We start from the raw sequence: 21707 nt of genomic DNA on the forward strand, positions 1-21707 counted from the left end.
TACTTTATAAAGAAAACATAACTATTTGAAAAACGTATGCTTTTTGTTTACTTTTAATATATCACCCGTCCACCCTTTTTTATATAAATAAATATAGAGCAATATCGTATTTAAACTGATGATTACAATGGAAAAAAGATATCCGTATTTCCAGCCTAGCTCAGGCATATGTTTAAAATTCATCCCCCATAATGCTCCCCATGCTGAAACAGGGGTAAAAAGAGTCGTCAACACTGTCAATGTTTTCATGATGGAGTTCCCTCTAAAGTTAGAAACAACGTCTTCTAAATTTACAAGCGCATCAATTTCTTGCTGATATTCGTCTAATAACATTGCACACCTTTTAATTTTTTTGTTGAAACGATTTATTTGCGGGAGATGAAATACATCCTCATCACATATTTCTTCAAGACCAATAAGAATCTCTTTCAAAGGAATAATCATATTTTTCCATATTAGTAATTCATGCCGTCTTTGATGAATATTTTCCAAAATATTGATATTATTATGCTTGCGAATGTCCCATAATAATTGATTTAATTTTAATTCGAAATCATCAATGTTATATAAATAATTTTTTACTAATTCACTTAAAATCACAAAAAAGGCCTCAATCGCATGATGAGATAGTTTCATTTCTGCCAAAACATGCTCTATCGTGCTATGTTCGAGCATTTCAAACTTGAGTCCGACAGTAACTAGCATCTTTTCTGTTATGTAAAAATGAAATAGCTCACTTTCTTCACGATTATGAACATGCTGATAGTAGACACATGAACCTTTCATAATGGGGGAATATGAAAGAAACGGTTCAACAGATAAAAAATTGCTCTCCTGGCTCTCCAATGTTTCATACCAAGCCATACAATCTTTATTTGATTGCAGCATCGACAATATATTTTGATCATGATCATCCTCAAAATGAAACCATGTCCAGTCGTTCGGAGATAAATGAATCATGAAAAACCTCCTCATCCATATTATGAATCAATATTCTTCAATCAAAACTGTCATCGTCTCAAATAACGTAATTAATCTTGATTAGGCAAAGATTTTGTTTCCATCCGACGTTCAAATAAAAATTGAAGTTTTTGATCGATTAATTTTAATTTTGCATTGAATGTACGGCCATTCTTCTTAAATCCTTTGATAAGATTCGTTTCTTCCCCTAATAGAAGTTTTTTTACATTCGTTTGACTAATCTTCTTGCCTAGGATCATTTTAGGTAAAGTAAATGAACATTTCGTTTGTTTATATTGGCTACAACCGTAAAATTTCCCTTTATCTATAATATCCCCATTACAAACGGCGCATTTACCAACTTTTTTCCCTAAAGTAAATTTAGAGTTTGTACGAATGATTTCCTCTGTTTTTAAACCTGAAAACTCCCAATTAGGGGATGATTGGATAGCGTCTTCCACGATCTTACGGGACAGTTTCTTTACTTGTTCCATAAATGTAGCAGCTTGTGCTGTTCCAACACCAATTTCAGATAAACGCTGCTCCCACTTCGCTGTCATTTCCGGGGACGCTAAAATTTTATTTCCAATTGCTCTAATAAGCACTTTTGCTTTATCTGTTGCGTAAACTTGATTTTTTTTAATTTCTATATATTTACGGTCCTTTAACAGTGTAATAATTCCTGCCCGTGTTGCTTCAGTACCAAGCCCCTCAACCTTTTTCAATACTTTTTCTAACTCTTCATTTTCCAAGTATTTCCCCGCTGTTTTCATTAAAATAATAAGCTGCCCCTCTGTATATCTTTTCGGAGGTTGCGTCTTCCCTTCTTTAACTTCTACTTTTTTGACCGTTCCATGTTGATTTTTTTCAACATTTGGCAAGAGCTCATCTTTTCCATCTTTTCCTTGATGCAAGACCTTTCTCCAGCCTTCTTGAATAAGTTGCTTCCCTTTTGAAACAAAAATGGCACGAGAATCGACTAATGTAGTAATGGTCGTATAGTCAAAAATTGCTTGTTGATAATGGGCAGCAATTAATCTTCTAATAACCAAATCATATATTTTTCTTTCATCAGAAGGAAGAGAATTTGGATTTACAACTTGTTCTGTGGGAATAATCGCATAGTGATCTGTCACCTTTTTTTCATTGACAAATCGTTTATTTTGAACAATATTCGTTTTTGGTAAGGGGAAATATGCTTCATATTCTGAAAAATGATGGATCTTACTTAAAATAGCAGGAAATGTCTCAGCCTCACCTTTCGTAACATAGTTAGAATCAGATCGAGGATATGAAACAATTCCTTTTTGATATAACGATTGTAAAATGTCTAATGTTTTTTTCGGCGGAAATTTAAATAACTGATTGGCTGTTGCTTGTAATGCCGAAAGATTAAATAGTAAGGGCGGCTGAAATTCTTTCCGCTCTGTTTTGACATCATTGACTACAGCTGTTTTTTGCTCACAAAATGCAGCAATTTTTTTGGCAAGCTCAGGATCTTGCAAACGGGATTCCCCATCTTTCTCCCATTTCCCAATATAACTCTTGCCATCAACGTGAAAAGTGGCAAACACTTCCCAAAAAGGTTGCGATTGAAATTGTTCAATTTCAATTTCCCTTTTGACAATGAGAGCAAGTGTTGGCGTTTGAACACGTCCTACTGAAAATACATCATTGATTCCTTTTTGTTTAAGAAGAATACTATACACCCGCGACGCATTCATGCCAACTAGCCAATCTGCACAAGTACGAGCATATGCTTCATAGTATAAAGCACGAGTATCTTGATCAGTTAATAATTGTTGAAATCCTTGTTTAATTGCTTCTTTCGTTAACGAAGAAATCCATAATCTTTTTAGCGGCTTATTCACACCAGTTAACATAATAATATTACGAACGATTAATTCTCCTTCTCTTCCAGCATCACCTGCATGAATAATTTCGGTTACATGCTCATCTTTTAGCAACTGTTTCACGATTTGAAATTGTTTATACTTTGATTTTGCAACCTCATATTTAAATTGATTTGGAATCATCGGCAACATGTCAAGCTTCCACTGTTTCCATTCTGCGTGATAAGTTTCCGGTTGCACTAGTTGTGTTAGATGCCCGATTGCCCAAGTACAATAAGCCCCATTGGGAAAAATTGAATTAGGTTGTATTTGGATATAGCCATTACGTTTTGTATGTGGAAATGGAGAGCAAAGTGTACTGCCTTGGTCCGGTTTTTCTGCAATAATTAACGGAAATGACATTAAACCGTTCATCTCCTCTCTTTTCTTATATAAATATACTTTACTATGATTTTAACAGTTTTCCAATGACTGCAGATCGCCGTGCAAAAATAAAAGCCTAATCCAGCAAACGGATTAGACTTATAGAAAATATTTATTCTATATTAATATATTAATCAAGAACTTTTACAGTTACTGTTTTTCTACCCCAGTTTTGAGCATCACTATTGTTCGGTACTAAAACATCAATACGATTTCCTTTAATAGCCCCGCCAGTGTCTGCGGCAATGGCAGTTCCGTAACCTTCTACATATACTTTACTTCCTAATGGAATTACATTCGGATCGACAGCAATGACTTTGGCATTTGGACTGTTTTTAAGATTCATACCTGTCGCTGACACGCCTGAACATCCAGCACAATCAGCAGTATAAGCCGTTGCGGTCACTGTAATTTGCTTACCACCTTGATCTGATGATGTATTACTACTAGATTGTGTAGGTGTCTCGCTGCTAGCTTGTGTAGATGCTGACTTTACTTCTACTGTTGGCTTATTTACGGTTACTTTTGTTTGCGTCGGTTGAACTTGTTGTGCCTTATGTACGGCCCCAGCTTCTCCGCTACTAGTATTTACCGTAATTTTATTTTTTGGGAAAATAACATCGGATTGTAAATTATTCCAGTCCTTAAGCTGATCCACTGTTACCCCGTATTGATCGGCAATATCTGATAAAGTGTCTCCAGCTTTAACAATGTAAACTGAATCTGAAGAATTTGTATTTGGAGAAACAACTATTTTTTGTGATGGGTAAATCATATTTGAAGATAATTGATTCATTTCTTTAATATCATTTATGCTCGTTTCATATTTTTGTGAAATCCCCCAAAGTGTATCTCCTTGTTTCACATCATATGTGTCAGCTGAAGCATTGGCAGCCATTACACCTGATAGAGTTAATACTGTGGCAAACGCTGTTACTGCTTTTTTCATAAATATTTTCCTCCTTTTTGTTAGCTGTTTATTTGCTAACAGTGAACATCCTATCACATGAACATAACAGGAAAATAACTAGGAGATGTATATTGTATTACATTAAAATGTTTCAGCTGTAACATTAAGCGTAAACTGTAATATTTGTAATGGTTTTTTTAGGCATATCAAAACACCGTCATTTTCTGACAGTGTTTGCTACTCTTCTATATTCAAAATGGTTAATGGCTGTTTAGCAGGACCTTCGATCACTTCACCTGTTATATTAAATCTAGAACCGTGACATGGGCAGTCCCACGTTCTATCTCCTGAATTCCACTGTAGTTCACAGCCTAGATGTGTGCATGTTGTATCCACAATAAAAAGCTTCCCATTTTTGTCTTTATAAGCCCCTGCCCGTTTTCCTTTTATACGAAAAATTGCCGCTTCATCTTTTTGGAGCTCACAAATGTTTTGGTTTTGTAAATCGAATTTGTCTTTAACAAAATGCTTTGCTACATCCAGATTTGTTGATAAAAATGTCCTTACCATCGGGGCAGCTTCAAATCTGATAGGTGAAAATAGTTCATTGTACGAGTTCCTTTTTCCTAAAATATAATCTCGTAATAGCATTGCCGCTAAATGGCTAGTTGTCATACCCCATTTTTTAAAGCCTGTTGCAATAAGGATGTTAGGATGTTTTTTCGTCATTGGCCCAATATAAGGAACGTTATCTAAAGTTGATAAATCTTGAGTTGACCAGCGATATAAATATTGTTCAATCCCAAACGTATTTTTTGCAAAATGACGTAATGCTTCATAATGCTGCATCTCTAAACTTCCTTGTCCTGCTTTATGGTTTTCACCACCAACTAATAAAAGCTTTTCATTATGATGAATGATTTCCGAAACGTACGTGTCGGATTTTCTACATTTACATACATTCCTCCAGGAAAAGCTTTTATTGGTTTTATTGCTAAAAGATAGGAACGTTCTGCGTATAAACGAGAAAAGTATAGACCAGCACGATCATAAAACGGAAAATGTGTGCATGAGCATACGTATGTACATGAAATCGTTTTGTCGTTTTTTGTAATCACTTTAATATTCTTTTCTTCTTTAATATCAATTGCTTCTGTATGCTCAAAAATCATAACACCTTGTTGATCTAGTTGCTTCACTAGCGCATGCATATATGTTAACGGATGGAATTGTGCCTGATGTTCCATTGTAATCGCTGCTTTTACAGGAATATTTATAGGAATATCATCCTTCAGTTCACCTTTTATATGTAGCTTATTGTATGCAGCATACTCTTGTTCTATTTTTTTTACATACTCTTGTGCGTTCGTATAAATATACGCAGTATGTTGATCATAGCTGCAAGCGATATTCAGCTTTTCTATTGTCGTTTGAATGAGTTCTGCCCCTTCTTGATTTGCTTTGAAATACATTTCTGCTTTTTCTTTGCCAAAATGCTTAATTAATTCGTGATAAACGAGGCCATGCTGTGCAGTAATTTTTGCCGTTGTATGCCCAGTGGTGCCTTTTAGCAGCTCGTCAGCATCAATTAAAACTACTTTCAAGCCTTCTTGCATGAGCACATAGGCGGTCGTAATACCAGCTATCCCACCGCCAATAACAGCTACATCTACTGAAATGTCCTCTTTGAGTGTTGGAAAGTGTGGAATGGTTTCGGTCTCAATCCATAATGACTGCGGAGTTTGCGGAAAGTATTGCATATCGATCGATTAACCTCCTAAGTAAATATTTTTTTATACTATTTGCTTAGGAGGCTAAAAATATAATCATTTGCGATTTATAATTCTATTGGAAATTTGTCGAACGATATCGCCTCTGCTTATTACTCCAACGACACGTCCAGCACCATTCACAACTGGAAGCTTTTTAAAATGATGCTTAGCTAAAATACTTAGTGCCAATTCAAAATCATCATCAGGTGAAACCTTGTAAATGTCTCTTTTTTTCATGACCTTACTTATCGGTAAATTAAGACTATAAGACAATTTCTCTTTAAAATCTTCGCGTTCATTCACCACAAATGTCATATATAAATCATAAACGGTCGTAGCTTTTGGCTGCAAATACCGAATAACGTCACCATCACTGATCATTCCAACTAATTTTTGCTCATCGTCTAATACCGGCACCCCGCCAATATTATGTTCACCTAAAAGTTTTAATAATTCCCGGATTGTTGTATCTTTCTTCACTGCAATTACATCGCGAATCATAAAATCTTTAACTTTCATCATCAACCCCCCAAATCAAAAAAAGATAACGTTTTCTTTATTGTATTCTTTTTTTTAATAAATGACAATTTCTTCAATAAATATCTTCATTTTCTTAACTATTGTAGGTTATTTTAAAAAAAACGCTTCTATTCTAATTAAAAATAATCATCTTTTCTTTTTAAAAACAGTTTTCGAAACATTATCGCTACTTTGGTTCGCTCCAGGATTATCGCTTTCCGCGAGCGGATGCTTAGCCTACTCGGCGCTTCACGCCTGCGGGGTCTCAGCAACCCCGCTTTTCCCGCAGGAGTCTCGCATCCTTCCGCTTTAAGCTTTATAACGGTTTCGTGGAAAAGCAATAAGTTTACGAAAGCAGCCTTTATTATTAAATGTTTATTTTCTTCATTTTAATGTCAAGAGAGTATTAAAAAAACGATCGATTTCTCGATCGTTTTCAATACTTTATGCAACTTTTTGATGATTATGTCGATGTTGTTTTAATAAATGTGGTGCAATCGAAGCCAATATTGTTGAAATAACAGAACATATAATAAAATTGCCAATCATCGTTCCACCATTAACGATTAATGAATAAATGACCGGGGATTGCCCTTTAGGAGCATAGGATCCCCAATAAATAACTCCTGCAATAAAGTGCCAAATATACCGAGAAATACATCCTACCAAAACCGCCAGCACGATCCAGCAATTTGCCCTTACTTTATGATGATTGGAAACATTTTTTTGAATGACAGTCTTAAACATCCCTGCAAAACCTATACAAGCAAATGCAATAAAATACTCAATGATTCCTTGAATAGGATTTAGAATATCATTGGCTGCATCACCTACAACAATTTGTAGCAACCCCCATACAAGCCCTGATGCAAAACTAGCTAAAAATCCCCATCGAAATGCAACAATGAAAATTGGAACCATTGCAAAAGAAACTTCAATTCCGCCAGGCAAATGCAAAGACGGAACTAAATCCAGCATCATTGCAAAAGCTGCAAATATTGCCGATTCAATCATCTCTTGTAAACTTAATTTCTTCATAAAACCCCACCTTTTTTAACTAAGAACATAACGAAACAAAGGGGAGATCTTATGAATACCACATCCCTACACTAGTGCTAACTAACAGGTTCTAAGGGTCAGAACAATCGTTCACTCTCAGCTTAAAGCTCCCCTTGTGGTTACGTTCTTTTATTTTTATTTATATTATACAGTCTTAATTATTTCATTTCTACAAATTTTTACTTTATTTCGATTTACTCAGCTTTTCAATTTTTGAATAATACAATGTATAATTTCTTTCGATTTCGCTTTCAATAAAAGCTTTTAACAACTTTTATTTGCATAGAACATTTGATTTACAGCTGGTTTCAGGCAATTCCCTTTTGTATGATAGGAAATTTCCCCATTTTGATATATGATATTTCCTTTTTGCATCGTTGTATCAATTGTGCATGGGAATGTATGATTTTCATATAAACTATATGGATGCTTTGCAAATAAATTTTCTTTTGAAACAAAAAATGGTGTATTCATAGCAACGATTGCTAAATCGGCATCGCTGCCAATTTGTATCGCTCCTTTTTTAGGGTACAGACCAAATCTTTTTGCTGGATGAGATGCTGTCCATTTAACAACAGATTCTAATGGAAGTTGATAATTCTTTGCTAGTTCAATTGCACTTAAAAGTGAAAATTGTCCGCCGCTAATTCCACCCCAAACTTTAAACATATTGTCCTGCTCTTTATATTCCCATGGACATGGCGAGTGGTCGGAAGAAATAAGATCAATCTCATTTTTCAACAAATGTTTAATAAGCTTTTCTTTATCCCTCTGTTTTCGAAGAGGTGGAGCGCATTTTGCGACAGAACCAAGCCTGCGAAAATCTTCATGACTATATATTAAATAATGCGGACATGTTTCTAGCGTAACATCAACACCTTGTTTTTTTGCATTCTGAATGAGATTCACTGCTTCACTGCTAGAAATATGGACAAAATGAAGCGAACACCCCGTCTGTTTTGCGAAATAAAGTGCGCGGGCAACTGCCTCAGCCTCTGCTTCTATCGGTCTAGATGCAGCATAATCATCAATTGAAGTTAAGCCATTCCTCATTTTTTTATGCTGCAAAAACGTCGTTAGTGGTCCGCTTTCAGCATGTAAAGCTAACACTTTATGTAATTGTGCAATCGCGTCCATTCCACGAAGCAATGTATCATCATCACAGGCCTCGAATTCATCATTCCCTGAAGGTGAAAGAAAAGCTTTAAAACCAATCACCCCTTCTTTCGCCATGTCTTCAAGCTCACACTCATTTCCAGGGACAAGACCTCCCCATAGACCAAAATCAATTAGCGACTTTTGTTTACCTAGTTGTGCTTTCTCGACTACAGCGTTCGCCGTAATCGTTGAAGGTGATCCATTTAATGGCATATCGAAAAATGTTGTGATTCCGCCAGCTGCCAACATGGCCGATCCTGTTTTAAACCCTTCCCACTCTTCATTTCCAGGCTCATTAAAATGCACATGGACATCAATCATCCCTGGAAAAATCGTTTTTCCACTGGCATCTATTCTGTTCCGCGCTGAACTATGAATGTCTCCAATATCACATATGACACCATCTTTAATCCCGAGAGCAACTTTTTTTACGCCATCTTCAAAAACAATATCGCCATTTTCAATAATAAAATCTAAAGTATCCATATAATCCCCTAATCCCCTTTCGCTTGCATCAAGTAAATTAAACGGTCATGGCATATTTACTGTATACGTCTAATGCAGCTTGAACAGCTTCCCCCCTATTGACGTTAACACCTTGACGAATCAAAACCGCCTCAAGTCCCGCTAAAACAAACAACACATTTTCCTTTCTGCAGCTATGTCCCATTGTTCCAATTCTCCATATTTTTCCTTGTAAAGGTCCAAATGAACCTGCAATTTCAATGCCGAATTCTTGTAAAAGTTGTTGTCGAACGATATCAGCATCTACCCCGTCCGGTACAGTTACACATGTCACTGTCGGTATTTTTGATTGCCTATTACCAAAAAGCTTTAATCCCATAGCTTCTATTCCGTTAGCAAGTGCTTGCTCATGAAGTTTATGGCGGGTAAATCGTTCTTCTAACCCTTCTTCAAGGATAAGTCTTAATCCTTCGTGTAAGGCGTAAATCATTGACGTTGCTTCTGTATGGTGGTTTAATCTCCGCTCGCTCCAATAATCTTGCAGCTGACTCAAGTCAAAGTAGTTACTTATTATGGATCGATGTGCAAATGTATGAAGATCCTTGTCCGTTGCTATACCTCTTTCAACTTTTTTTCTTGATAAAATCACCTTTTCCACGCGTTCATTATATGTAATTGGCGCCATACCAGAAGGTGCCGATAAACACTTTTGTGTACCGCCAATAACCGCATCAAGAAACCAACCATCCACATCTACATTTGTTCCTCCAAGCGAAGCTACTGCATCGACGACAAGAAGGGTGTCTAATTCGCGGCAAGCCTTCCCAATCTCCTCTAACGGCTGCATACATCCAGTTGAGGTTTCTCCATGAACAATTGCTACGATTTTCGGACGAATTTTTTTGATCTCCTCAATGATCATTTTAGGTTCGAAAACTTCTCCCCACGGACATTCAAGTGTATGTATTTCAGCACCATATCTTTCACTTATTTCTGTCAGTAAATGACCAAAGCGGCCATAGATCGGGATCAATACTTTATCCCCTTTTTCAATAAGACTGGCTAATACAGCTTCAATTCCCGCTCTTGATGTCCCATCAACGGGAAATGCCCAGCGATTTTTTGTTTTAAATACTTGCTTCAACATCTCCATTACTTCATTCATAATATTTGTAAACGCTGGATCAAATTGACCTAAAATTGGCGTACCCATCGCACGCAAAACTCGTGGATCAACTTCAACAGGACCAGGCGTCATAATTGTCCTCATCGGTATATATGGTTGATTAATTTTCATCATGTATTTCCTCCTCTTCCTTGACAGTTATATATTTATTTATCGATCTTCAGTTATCAATTCCCGTTTTCACAATAAAACCCTTTTGAAACTCTCATTAATAAGCGGCACGATAAAGCATTTCCATTAGCATGATAATGCCATTCTCCAAATCATCTGCCTTTGTATATTCTTTTGGAGAATGGCTAATCCCATCTCTACTAGGAACAAATATGAGTGATGTTGGACAATAAGTTCCAAACACTTGAGAATCATGGCCAGCACCACTTACCATCTTTTTATAGCTAATGCTTTTATCAGAGGCAATATTCAGTAATAATTCAGTTCCTTGTTCATCCATGTGGACCGGAGATATATCTACTGCTTCCGCTACTAAAATGTCCATCTTTTCACGTTTAGATATTTCGTCAATATACATCATGATGCTTTGGCAATAGGCGGCTAACACTTCCTTTTGATGATGACGAATATCTAATGAAAATAGGACATTTCCTGCAATCACATTTCCCACGTTTGGAACGGCTTCAATATGTCCTACTGTTGCAACAAGACCTGGAAATTTTTCGACTGCCAACTTAGATACAGCTACAATTAATTCCGAAGCCATTTTCAATGCGTCTTTCCTTAGATTCATAGGGGTCGTTCCAGCATGATTGCTTTCACCCTTGACTTCAATTTGCCAACGTTTTTGTCCGACTATATCGCTCACGATTCCTACTGACTTATCACTTTTTTCAAGTACTTCCCCTTGCTCGATATGAACTTCTATAAAAGATTCTATATTTGTTCTTTGTGGCGTTTTGTATCTTCCTTTACCAAATCCTAATCGAAACATCGCATCTAAGAAGGCAACTCCGTTTACGTCTTTGTAGGTTTGAACATCTTTAATTGTGTATCTGCCAGTAATATTGCCAGATCCCCAAAAGGCAAGAGGAAATCTACTTCCCTCTTCTTCACAAAGGGAAACTACTTCAATCGTTTTTTTAGGAGATCCATATTTTGCAAATAACGTCTTGGCAGCAAGCAAGCTGGCTAAAATCCCGTATGCCCCGTCATATTTTCCGCCATCAATGACGGTGTCAACATGTGAACCCGTTAAGATTACTTTCTCTCTATCCTCAGTTCCTTCCAATCTACCAAATAAATTCCCTACATCATCAAAGTATGTGGTGATCCCAAAAGTTTCCATTTTTTCTTTCAAGGCCTGCTGGGCGTCATACCATTCCTTTGTATAAAGCAGCCGTGTAACACCTCCGTTTTCTGTTTTTCCATAGGAGGCAAGCCATTCAATCATCTCACATATCTCATCCTTTAATGTCATATATAATGGACTGTTCATTAATCTTAATTCCTCCTTTCCCTTCCTTTTATAAATTGAATCCATTCTAACAAAGTTTTTTTTCACATCCATTATTAAATAATCCAAAAATGAAATTGTATTTTAGCTAACATAACTAAAAAAATTTTTGAATATTTACAGAACTTTTATAACATTTTTACTCTTTAAATGTTATAATTACGTTAGAAAATGTAACGTACAATGGGGTGTTTATATGACAATGAAGGTAAAAGATTTATTCACTATTCCTTCTTTTCACGATTTAAAATTATTAGCCGGTCAAAATGGAGTTTCACGAAAAATAGAAAACATCAACATGATGGACGCTCCAGACATTATTGACTTTTTAAAACCGAATGATTTACTTGTCACTACAGGCTATCACCTCCAGAATCATCCATCTGCCTTAATTGAGCTTGTTCATAAAATGAATGATCGCGGGTGTTCAGCAATTGGTATTAAAACGAAACGGTTTCTTCACGATATTCCTCGTGAGGTGATTACTTTAGCAAACGATTTATCGTTTCCTATTATTGAAATTCCTTTAGATATATCCCTCGTGGAAATTGTTAATGACACACTAAGCAGCATTCTCGAAATGAGAACGAACGAACTTCGCTACGCAATCGAAGTCCACCAAACATTCACAAATCATATTTTACATGGAAAAGGATTACAAAAATTATTAGAAAACCTTTCATCCATGATCGGTTACTCTACATGGCTTGTGAATCCATACTTTAAGCCATTAGCCGCTTCCGCAATAAAACAAACAGATACAAGTTTAAATCAAGCATTAGAAAAAGTATTTTTTAACGAACATCAATTTTTGTCACCTAAATCACCGTTTACAGTATTTTCGCTGCTTCAAGCTCAAACTGCTTATACAGTGTTTCCGATTTTAACCTATCAAGATTTTAGTTGTTTCCTCGTAATAGCAGGCGAAATCTCTCCCAATGACCGGTCGCTTGTATTAACAATTGAACAGGCAACAAATGTAATCGCATTTGAGCTAATGAAAGAAAATGCTTTAAAACAGTACTCTATCCGTGCAAAAAATGAATTTTTCAACAATTTCACGGAGGATAAATTTACATCGACGAAAGAAATTATGAATAGAGCGAAAGAGTTCCAAATTCAAAATGATCAAAAATTCATATGTGTTACCGGAAAATTAGATGTGAAGGAAGAATATGTAAGCTTTACTCAAAAACAATTGGAAGCGAACTATGTATATGACTTTTTAGAAAGCGAACTATCTGACACTCCTTTTCAATCCCATTTATTTTTAAAAGGAGAAATCATTGTTCTGCTATTTGAATCTAACGAGCAAATGCATCAAAATGACGTAACACCCTTTTTAATGATTCTTCAAAAGAAAATCCGGAAATTGTTTAACCGAACGATTTCTTTTGGCATAAGCAATGAATGTCAACAGTTTTTAGAAACCCGCATTGCCTATAAAGAGGCAATAGATGCTTTAAATACAGGATTTCGCGCAAATATTCATGAATTTATACGCGTTCATCAAACAAAAGATATCGAGGAAATTCTCCGGCTCGTGCCTACCGCAGATTTGCTGGAATTTTACCAACATACACTGAAGGTACTTTCAGAACCGGGGGGAGGAGAAGATGAACAAGTACTGCTAAATACACTCTTTGTCTATTTAGAGACCCATTGTCAAATATCCGAAACGGCAAAACGACTTTACGTACACCGCAATACGGTGATTTATCGTCTTGAAAAATGCGAAAACTTACTACATATCAGTTTAAAAGATCCAGAAGTAACATTTCGACTTCGATTTGCATTACGCATTAGAGAATTATTAAATTTGGCATCCTACCCAAATATTGCAGCGTCAAATGAATAAACATGTCGTGATGCATTCACTTTTTTCCATATATCGATTCATTTAATAAAATCATTGTTATATTTAAAATTTGTTTAAAGTAACTAATGACTTTTTTACAAATGTTGTTTACCATATGTGTAAGTTGAATATATTTAACACTAAATGTTATATTTCATTACACGTTATTTAAAATTATGGTAGGGAGTTGTCGATATTGTTCACCATTACAAATCTAAATGAAATGAGTGAAGTGCAGCTTGTTAAAGTATTAGGGAGTGTATTTGAACATTCTCCGTGGGTACCAAGAAAGGCCGCTCGTTTTCGTCCCTTTCTTTCTCTCGAGGATCTTCATAAAAAAATGGTTGAAGCTGTTAAATCCGCTACCCCAAAAGAACAATTGAATTTAATTCTTTCCCATCCTAACTTAGGGGCAAAATCGAACATGAGCAATCTTTCTAAAGGAGAACAAAACTCCGCTGGCATTGATCACTTATCGTTAAAAGACTATAAAAGATTTCTGATCGCTAATCATGACTATATGAATAAATTCGGCTTTCCTTTTATCATGGCAGTAAAAGGGCGGACGAAAGACGAAATTTACGAAGCAATGATGGAAAGATTGCAAAACTCAAAATCCAATGAATTGAAACGGGCATTGGAGGAAATCTATCAAATCGCCCTTTTTCGGCTTCAAGAAATGATTATCATAACAGAAGAAGTATAAATGGATGTTTTCTTAATCTGGACGAGAGACATCAGTCTATGAACACCATGAATCTCTCGTTCGTATATTTCGAACATAACGAATATAAAAATAAACAATAAGTGAGGATTATGAAGCATGACAGGTATTACGACACATATTTTAGATCTTACAATCGGAAAACCAGTAGCAAATATAGTGATTGAACTATTTTACTTACAAGATTCTAAAAAATTTATAAACAAAGGAATCACAAATGAGGACGGACGTATAGACAAACCGTTATTAGAGAAAACCGATTTGAAGGAAGGACAATACGAGTTACTTTTTCATATCGGTCCTTACTCAAGTTCAAAACACACCACCGTAACAAACCATCCTTTCCTAGATGAAATACCTGTTCGCTTTAATATTGTCGATGTCAACCAGCATTACCACATACCTTTATTAATTTCAGCCTGGGGATACCAAATATACAGAGGAAGCTAATCCATTCCTTTTTTAAGTGTGCAAATAAACGATTATTATTAAAAGAGGAAACAACTTGACTCTATTGTCGAGCTGTTTCCTCTTTTACGTACTATTTATAATTAAGAGATTTAATGATAACTTTGAACAAACCTTTGTTTCGCCCATTCTAAAAGCCGTAAATCTTGATTATATCCAGCGATAATCGATAATCCGATTGTTTTTCCCTTTTGATTAATAAAAGGAATCGTTAATTGCGGCAAACCAGATAATCCAGCGATACAACTAAGCTGCATTGTATGTGTCCTTGTCATTTCAACTTCATTTAATGACCTGCCGATAGCTGGGGCTGGTCCTGGCGTTGTTGGCATTACGATGCACCCTGTTTCCCCAAGCAGTTCTCTTAAATGTTGCTGTACTTTAACACGCAGCTGGTTGGCCACCTCCCATTCTTGATCTTCTCTAATGGTTGCTGCCCATTCAAACCTTTCAGCAATATCAGGACCGAATGCTGGTTTAACTTTTTCAATCCAATCGCCATGCGTTTTCCAAATCTCCCTTGCTTGCAGCAGGCGAAACGCATTACTCCAAGTTTCAAGTGATTCCTCCGCAATGTTCTTCCTTTTTATTTCTGCATGATTTGTTTTTAAACATGATAAATGATCTTGAAGAGTAATTTTTGTATCATCTTCAACTATTTTCCACGCATCATTTGCAATATATACTGTTTCAAAATCCGCTTCATACTCATTCCCATCCTGTAATAAAACACTTCCGACATTGCATAAATGCTTTATATCTCTAGCCATCCAACCAATTGTGTCGAACTGCGGCGCTAACGGAATGACTCCTTCCATTGAAATCACACCATGTGAAGGACGAAATCCAAAGACGCCACAATATGAAGAGGGAATTCTTACAGACCCTCCTGTATCAGTTCCTAACGCAACATCTACGCACCCCGCTGCTACAGCTACCGCTGAACCACTAGATGAACCCCCAGGAATACAATCTATTGAATGAGGATTTTTCGGCGTTCCGTAATGGATATTTTCTCCGTTTAGGCTATACATCAATTCATCTGTATGTGTTGCTCCTTTTAGCTGCGCTCCCGCTTTTAACATTAATTCAACAGAAGCTGCGTGCTGCTGAGCTTGCATATGAGTGTCGAGCCAATCTGGGTTTCCCGCAGCATTCGTGTGCCCCTTCACTGCAAAGACATCTTTTACAGCAAAAGATAACCCATTCAATTTTCCATTTTCTATCGGGCTAACAGTTAGTTCTGGTGCCATAAATGCATTCCATCTATCCTCCATTAAACATTCTCCTTTTTTTAAACTAGTCATATTGTTACTATTCATGTCAGTCATGTCAGCAGATTGTTCACATCTATAAAAATACAATTCTCTGACAAGAAAGATGAACTTCAATATCAATTGCCGATCATTACCATCCTAGCGCTGCCCCATCACAGCGGGGGTCTGTCCCACCTATTCGAAATCCCTGTTCATCGATTTGTATCGCATGAGCATGCCCCATTACCCCGTCATATGCGTGAACTTTACGAACGAGATGACCCGCTTTAACAAGTGCCGTGCACACATGATCATTTACTCTCTCCTCAATTTTTAACTCTTCCGTCTGTTCTCCCCACGTTCTTCCCCAAACCCATCGCGGTTCAGATACAGCTTCTTGTGGATTCATTCCATAATGAATGATCCGTGTTATTAATGCTGTTTGTGTTTGCGGCTGCCCCTCTCCTCCTTGAGTACCGTATAAAATACTTGGTTTTCCATCTAAAAACGCCATTGCAGGCATCAACGTGTGGAATGTACGTTTATGTGGCTGCAAATAGTTTACTTGCTTAGAATCTAATGAAAAAAACGAACCTCTATTTTGGAGCAAAATGCCAGTTGAACCAGCAACTATAGCCGAACCAAACTCAAAATATAGACTTTGGATAAAAGAAACAGCATTCCCTTCTTCATCTACAACCGCTGCATACGCAGTATCACTTCCTAATGGTTCCGATTGGAATTCATGTGCTTTATTATATTGAATTTCTTGCGCGAGCTCTGCACCATAATGTTTACTAAGCAATTTATTCAACGGAATATTAGAAAATTCAGGATCCGTCAACACTTCATTTCTATCCCGAAAAGCTTTCTTTAAAGCTTCTATTAATAAATGATAATATTCATAGGAGCCATGCTTAATTGTGCTGAAATCATAATTTTCCAAAATATTCAACGCCATTAAAGCTGTAAATCCTTGTGAATTAGGCGGAACTTGATAAACTGTGTAGTCATGATAAGTTGTCGAAATCGGTTCAACCCAATTCCCGTAATGATCTGCAAAATCGTCGAATAGCAAGTAGCCGTCATTTTCCCTCATGTATGTAACAATTTCCTTCGCAATGGCTCCTTTATAAAAGACGTCTCTACCATTTTCGGCTATTTTAATCAAAGACTCCCCCAAATCCTTTTGGACAAATTTTTGTCCAGCACTTGGAACTTTACCGTAAGGAAGATAAATATTAGCAGTGCTTTCAGTTTCTGCTAGTACACTCTGTGCTAGAGTTGTATTTTTATATTGATCCGGAGAAAACGGAAAACCATTCAACGCATAAGTAATTGCCGGTTCAAGCACCTCTTTGAAAGAAAATCTACCATATTCTTTCAAAATAGCATCCCAGCTATCAACCATACCAGGAACAGTAATCGCACTTCTAATCCCTCTCGTCGGAATCCTTCCTTCATCAGCATAGTGCTGCGCATCCAATTGATAGCCAGATCGACCGCTACCGTTATAAGCTCGAAGCTTTCCATCACGTTGATGCCAAGTTAGCCAAAAGGAGTCACCGCCAATCCCAGTCATATGGGGGTACACAACCGCTAAACAGGCACTAACCGCGACAGCTGCATCAAATGCATTCCCTCCCTTCTCAAGTATTCTTGCACCTGCAGCTGAAGCCAAATAATGTGGACTTACTACCATTGTCTTTGTACCAATTTTCGCTTTATTCAATGCCCTTCCCCCATCCTATTTAGTATCATTTATTTAACCATATATTTTTATATAAATCCATCTATTCTGATTATTTAGTTTTTATACTTTTTCAATCTCTATTCTCTTCAATTTCAACACAGTTGTGGCTGGCTTTGAATCTGAAAATAAAAATAGAAAACCACCTACTAGTAGCAATACACCCGAAACGTAAAAACCTATTTCAATTTTTCCTGTCGCTTCCGCTAAGTAGCCTGTAATATATGGAGCAAAAATGGATGAAGACATGCCAGCAAAATTAAAAATGCTGTATGCTCGTGAATACATGGATGAAGGTGTGTTATCAGCAATATAAGATATTAATACAGGGTCAAGTGCTAATTTTCCAATTAATCCGTAAACAATGAGCCCGACAATCATATACGAAAAACTATTTGTATACGGAATAACAAATTGGCATACTGTTCCTAATATCGAAAGTAGTACAATTAATATTTTCTTATTTTTTATTCTATCTGATAAGAAACCGAATAATAATGCCCCTGGAATGGATGCCCACGGAACTAACGATGCAATAATCCCTGTTTGCGAACCGGAAACACCTCTTTCTGTTTGTAAATAGTACGGAAGCCACGTCATCATACTAAAGAAGCCATATAACGAACAAAAAATTAAAATATAAGTAATGAGATGGTTTTTGCTAAACAGCACTTTCATATTTACATGTTCCATCATCTGTTTTTCTTTAGCACTTTGCTTATGTCTGTAATCATCTTTAACAAATAAGCCAATAAGCAGTGCTACAACTACTGTAAGAACGCCAAACACATAAAACGAAAACTGCCAATCTTTTTTTAGCGTAAATGTAAAGTAACTTGAAGCAATAAAACCTGCTGAAATCCCCCGATAGCCATCCCACTATTAATCATCGCCGAAGAAACACCGCGGTATTTCTTCGGGATGAAATTTGAAGAAATGCCGTACTGTGGACCATAATAGGTTCCTTCTCCCAAACCTGTGATCATTCTAATAAATAGAAACATAATCAATCCTGGCGCAGCACCACTAAGCAATGTTCCAATCCCAAATAGAATATATCCTGCTACAAGCACTTTTACCCTTCCAATCCGATCAGCTAAAAATCCTGCAGGTATTTGCATAACCGCGTATGCAATAAAAAATACTGTCGACATTAACCCAAGTTCACTCTTACTTAAATCCCAGTCATTTTGAATAGTCCCCATCACCGGTGATAAAATATTGCGATCTGCATACATAAAGGCCCAGCCCAGCGCAAAAAGAATAATTAAGACAACAGGATTTTTTGTTTTCAATTTTAATTCCCCCTTTTTGAATGTTATGATATCTCACTCATTCAGACAAAAAAATTATTTTTATTCTGTATTGTAAGATATTATAATCTTTAATGCTATTAAACATAACATAAACAAAATTGTCAATATAGTTAATTGCAAAAAGAAACTAAAAATTGATTCTTTATTGTTATTTAATTAAGAAAAGAGAAATATCCAACTTCAAATTGTTGGGTTTTATTTATTTTCTATTACAATACGAAACTAAATTAGATTCAGTAAGCGATTACAATCATTATTTCGTAAAAAAAATGATCGTAAACATAATTAAAAATCATCCTAATCTATATCAATTTGTAAGTTTAATTCGAATTTTTCATTGATATAGATTAATTGTTTCGTTATATTTAAATCATATAGAAATACAAATAACTATTTTGTTTACAATTTGAAAAAAGGAGGACCGGATAGATATGCAATCGAAACAAGATGATAAACATTCAATCCAACTAGATGAAATTGATCGCCACATCATCCAATTATTAAATGAAAACGGCAGAATATCTTTTACTGATTTGGCGAAGGAAATTAAACTTTCTCGTGTTGCCGTTCAAGCACGTATTAATGCGATGGTTGAAAATGGTGTAATTGAACGCTTTACCGCTGTTATTAACCCCGAAAAGATCGGTTTGCTTGTCTCAGCTTTTTTTAATGTTGAAGTAGAACCAAAACATCTGCAACAGGTTGCTGATATTTTAGCTGAAGACCCTGCCGTATCAAGTCTTTATCATATGACAGGTCCAAGCAAGCTCCACATGCATGGACTATTTAAAGATAACCGTGAGATGGAAAAATTTTTAGAGGAGAGATTATATCCTCTACCCGGCATTATGAGTGTGGATTGCCAAATATTAATCAAACGTTATAAAAGTCGAATTGGAATGAAATTATAAAGGAGGTTGTAGTTTTGAAACAATCAAACAATCAATACTTGCAACTATGCGCAGCTATGGTACGTACCGGAATCCTTGGCTATGGCGGCGGTCCATCTGTAATGCCCCTTTTTCGCTACGAAGCAGTGATAAGATATAAGTGGATTAATGATGATGAATTCGGGGAAATATTAGCAATTGCCAACGCTCTTCCAGGGCCAATCGCAACAAAGATGGCCGCATACCTAGGTTACAAACTAAAGCATACTACCGGCGCTATCCTCGCAATCATTTGTCATATACTTCCAAGTTGTATCGCAATGATTGCACTGCTTTCTGCCGTCAGTTTTTTAAGTACATCTAAAATTGTTTCCGGAATGATCGCTGCTGTTATGCCAGTTGTTGCTGTTATGCTTGGAATGATGGCTTACAAATTTGGTGAAAAATCGCTTAAAGGGCTCGGTATTATAATGGGAATAGCCGAATTTATTATATCGTTTCTGTTATTACAAGTCATTAATCTTAATTCCGGTGTTGTCATTCTTCTCTTTTTGGCTTACGGAAGCGTTCATTTTCGTGTTATTTCGAAATGGAAGAAAAAAGAAGAAAAGGATAAAGAAAGGAGTGCTGCAGGGTGACATGGCTCCATTTATTTCTCGGTTTTTTCATCGCTAATATACTAGGCTATGGCGGCGGTCCATCATCAATCCCGCTAATGTATGATCAAATCGTTAAGCATTATCATTGGCTGAATAATACAGAATTTTCTAATATGCTCGCACTCGGAAACGCTCTTCCGGGGCCGATCGCAACAAAAATTGCCGCATTTGTTGGCTATCATACAGGCGGATGGCTCGGTGTGATTATCGCTTTAGCAGCAACAGTCGTGCCTTCTGCGTTGTTGCTCGTAATCTTGTTAAAAGTTTTACATAAACATCGTGACTCCCTGGTCGTCAAAGGAATGACCCTTTTAGTTCAACCAGTTCTTGCGATCATGATGATCATCATCACTTGGCAAATGGCAAAAGACTCTTTTACATCCATCGGCATATGGCAGGCGTTAGGAATTGCAGCAGTTGCATTTTGGGCGATGGAAATAAGAAAAATACATCCAGCTATCATCATCTTGATCGCCTTTGCATATGGCGGCATTGTGCTTCAACATGTTGTATAAAACATATCGTCAACAAAAGGGTTCAGAATGAAACCATTCTGAACCCTTTTATCAAATCAAATTCATTTTGCTATTATTTTAAAAGATTACCTATTCTAAGGGAGTGTAAGATTATGATTTAGTACTTTATCATATAACAGTGCCAGCTATTGTTAAAGGAAAAAATTAAATAAAAATGGTGTTTAAATAATCTCAGTGGTCTCGAATAAGTTCAACTTTATCCGTCAAAGAAATCCAAACATAATGGAATATGAATCCTTCTTCACCCCCCTCCGCCTGTTGGTTCATAATCCCACTCATCTGGAACATTCGATTCTCAGCCTCAAAATTCTTCAATTTTCCTAATAATCGCATTATAAGTATCTTCCTCCGTATTCACCGTGCCTTTAGGTATCTGTATCCCTGCTTCAGTAATTGGCTGCCGAAACATTATCATTGCGTTTTCCTATGTTTCATTCTTGTTATGTAACCGTCGGCTTTTCTAATCGAATTCATATA

At 36.4% G+C, this 21707-nt stretch carries 18 protein-coding genes, 1 pseudogene and 1 riboswitch; of the genes and pseudogenes, 6 read left to right on the forward strand and 13 right to left on the reverse strand.

Annotation, left to right across the window (positions count from 1 at the left end; translation table 11 throughout):
* Nucleotides 1-21 precede the first annotated feature (21 nt).
* The 9 genes and pseudogenes from G4D61_RS07520 to allC all read right to left on the reverse strand — a co-directional run bounded on the left by G4D61_RS07520 (nucleotide 22) and on the right by allC (nucleotide 11755).
* The gene (locus tag G4D61_RS07520; protein ID WP_025729381.1) at nucleotides 22-960 is read right to left on the reverse strand and encodes a magnesium transporter CorA family protein; all 939 of its coding nucleotides are present in this window, start codon (nucleotides 958-960) and stop codon (nucleotides 22-24) included.
* A gap of 71 nt (nucleotides 961-1031) precedes the next feature.
* A complete protein-coding gene (locus tag G4D61_RS07525) occupies nucleotides 1032-3215 on the reverse strand; it encodes a DNA topoisomerase III (protein WP_163173604.1) in 2184 nt (727 codons plus the stop codon).
* Nucleotides 3216-3366: 151 nt separating this feature from the next.
* Nucleotides 3367-4185 carry a LysM peptidoglycan-binding and 3D domain-containing protein gene (locus G4D61_RS07530; protein WP_025729377.1) on the reverse strand — a complete coding sequence of 273 codons (819 nt, stop codon included), beginning with the start codon at nucleotides 4183-4185 and terminating at the stop codon, nucleotides 3367-3369.
* 198 nt (nucleotides 4186-4383) lie between these two features.
* Nucleotides 4384-5906 (reverse strand): annotated as a pseudogene (locus G4D61_RS07535) (FAD-dependent oxidoreductase).
* A gap of 66 nt (nucleotides 5907-5972) precedes the next feature.
* Nucleotides 5973-6437, reverse strand: coding sequence for a CBS domain-containing protein (locus G4D61_RS07540; protein ID WP_025729373.1), 465 nt, complete (start codon nucleotides 6435-6437; stop codon nucleotides 5973-5975).
* Between the two features lie 444 nt (nucleotides 6438-6881).
* Nucleotides 6882-7475, reverse strand: a complete 594-nt coding sequence (thiT, locus tag G4D61_RS07545) for an energy-coupled thiamine transporter ThiT (RefSeq protein WP_025729371.1) — start codon at nucleotides 7473-7475, stop codon at nucleotides 6882-6884.
* Nucleotides 7476-7521: 46 nt separating this feature from the next.
* Nucleotides 7522-7620, reverse strand: a riboswitch (TPP riboswitch).
* Between the two features lie 140 nt (nucleotides 7621-7760).
* Nucleotides 7761-9140 (reverse strand): allantoinase, encoded by a 1380-nt coding sequence (locus G4D61_RS07550; protein ID WP_163173606.1) that lies wholly within the window; start codon nucleotides 9138-9140, stop codon nucleotides 7761-7763.
* A gap of 37 nt (nucleotides 9141-9177) precedes the next feature.
* Nucleotides 9178-10419, reverse strand: coding sequence for a (S)-ureidoglycine--glyoxylate transaminase (locus tag G4D61_RS07555; RefSeq protein WP_163173608.1), 1242 nt, complete (start codon nucleotides 10417-10419; stop codon nucleotides 9178-9180).
* A gap of 94 nt (nucleotides 10420-10513) precedes the next feature.
* Complete coding sequence (gene allC / locus G4D61_RS07560) at nucleotides 10514-11755, reverse strand: allantoate deiminase (RefSeq protein ID WP_163173610.1); 1242 nt, start codon at nucleotides 11753-11755, stop codon at nucleotides 10514-10516.
* A 220-nt stretch (nucleotides 11756-11975) separates the two neighbouring features.
* On the opposite strand from allC, the gene G4D61_RS07565 reads away from it, so the two are divergent.
* The 3 genes from G4D61_RS07565 (at nucleotide 11976) to uraH (ending at nucleotide 14805) form a co-directional block, all read left to right on the forward strand.
* The gene (locus G4D61_RS07565) at nucleotides 11976-13631 is read left to right on the forward strand and encodes a PucR family transcriptional regulator (RefSeq protein ID WP_163173634.1); all 1656 of its coding nucleotides are present in this window, start codon (nucleotides 11976-11978) and stop codon (nucleotides 13629-13631) included.
* 196 nt (nucleotides 13632-13827) lie between these two features.
* Nucleotides 13828-14337: a 2-oxo-4-hydroxy-4-carboxy-5-ureidoimidazoline decarboxylase gene (gene uraD, locus G4D61_RS07570; protein WP_025729361.1), complete on the forward strand. Its 510-nt coding sequence runs from the start codon at nucleotides 13828-13830 to the stop codon at nucleotides 14335-14337.
* 117 nt (nucleotides 14338-14454) lie between these two features.
* Nucleotides 14455-14805, forward strand: a complete 351-nt coding sequence (uraH, locus tag G4D61_RS07575) for a hydroxyisourate hydrolase (RefSeq protein WP_025729359.1) — start codon at nucleotides 14455-14457, stop codon at nucleotides 14803-14805.
* Nucleotides 14806-14915: 110 nt separating this feature from the next.
* Here the strand turns inward: uraH and G4D61_RS07580 are convergent, their stop codons facing one another.
* The 4 genes from G4D61_RS07580 to G4D61_RS18325 all read right to left on the reverse strand — a co-directional run bounded on the left by G4D61_RS07580 (nucleotide 14916) and on the right by G4D61_RS18325 (nucleotide 19124).
* Entirely contained in the window at nucleotides 14916-16100 is a 1185-nt protein-coding gene (locus G4D61_RS07580) for an amidase (RefSeq protein ID WP_163173612.1), read from the reverse strand.
* A gap of 130 nt (nucleotides 16101-16230) precedes the next feature.
* On the reverse strand, nucleotides 16231-17811 hold the full coding sequence (ggt, locus tag G4D61_RS07585; RefSeq protein ID WP_025729355.1) for a gamma-glutamyltransferase: 1581 nt from the start codon (nucleotides 17809-17811) through the stop codon (nucleotides 16231-16233).
* An 81-nt stretch (nucleotides 17812-17892) separates the two neighbouring features.
* Nucleotides 17893-18690, reverse strand: a complete 798-nt coding sequence (locus tag G4D61_RS18320; protein ID WP_367613766.1) for an MFS transporter — start codon at nucleotides 18688-18690, stop codon at nucleotides 17893-17895.
* Nucleotides 18645-19124, reverse strand: a complete 480-nt coding sequence (locus G4D61_RS18325; RefSeq protein WP_268978345.1) for an MFS transporter — start codon at nucleotides 19122-19124, stop codon at nucleotides 18645-18647. Before G4D61_RS18325 ends, G4D61_RS18320 begins: the two co-directional genes overlap by 46 nt.
* Nucleotides 19125-19576: 452 nt before the next feature.
* On the opposite strand from G4D61_RS18325, the gene chrS reads away from it, so the two are divergent.
* Genes chrS through chrA form a run of 3 tightly spaced genes read left to right on the forward strand, consistent with a single transcriptional unit; the run spans nucleotide 19577 to nucleotide 21209 of the window.
* Nucleotides 19577-20056: a chromate efflux transcriptional regulator ChrS gene (chrS, locus tag G4D61_RS07595; RefSeq protein ID WP_025729351.1), complete on the forward strand. Its 480-nt coding sequence runs from the start codon at nucleotides 19577-19579 to the stop codon at nucleotides 20054-20056.
* Between the two features lie 14 nt (nucleotides 20057-20070).
* Entirely contained in the window at nucleotides 20071-20673 is a 603-nt protein-coding gene (gene chrB / locus G4D61_RS07600) for a chromate efflux transporter ChrB (protein ID WP_163173614.1), read from the forward strand.
* Nucleotides 20670-21209, forward strand: a complete 540-nt coding sequence (chrA, locus tag G4D61_RS07605) for a chromate efflux transporter ChrA (protein WP_025729347.1) — start codon at nucleotides 20670-20672, stop codon at nucleotides 21207-21209. Before chrB ends, chrA begins: the two co-directional genes overlap by 4 nt.
* The last annotated feature ends 498 nt before the right edge of the window (nucleotides 21210-21707 follow it).

Origin of the sequence: Heyndrickxia ginsengihumi (assembly GCF_011008565.1) — a bacterium.
GTDB lineage: Bacteria > Bacillota > Bacilli > Bacillales > Bacillaceae_C > Weizmannia > Weizmannia ginsengihumi.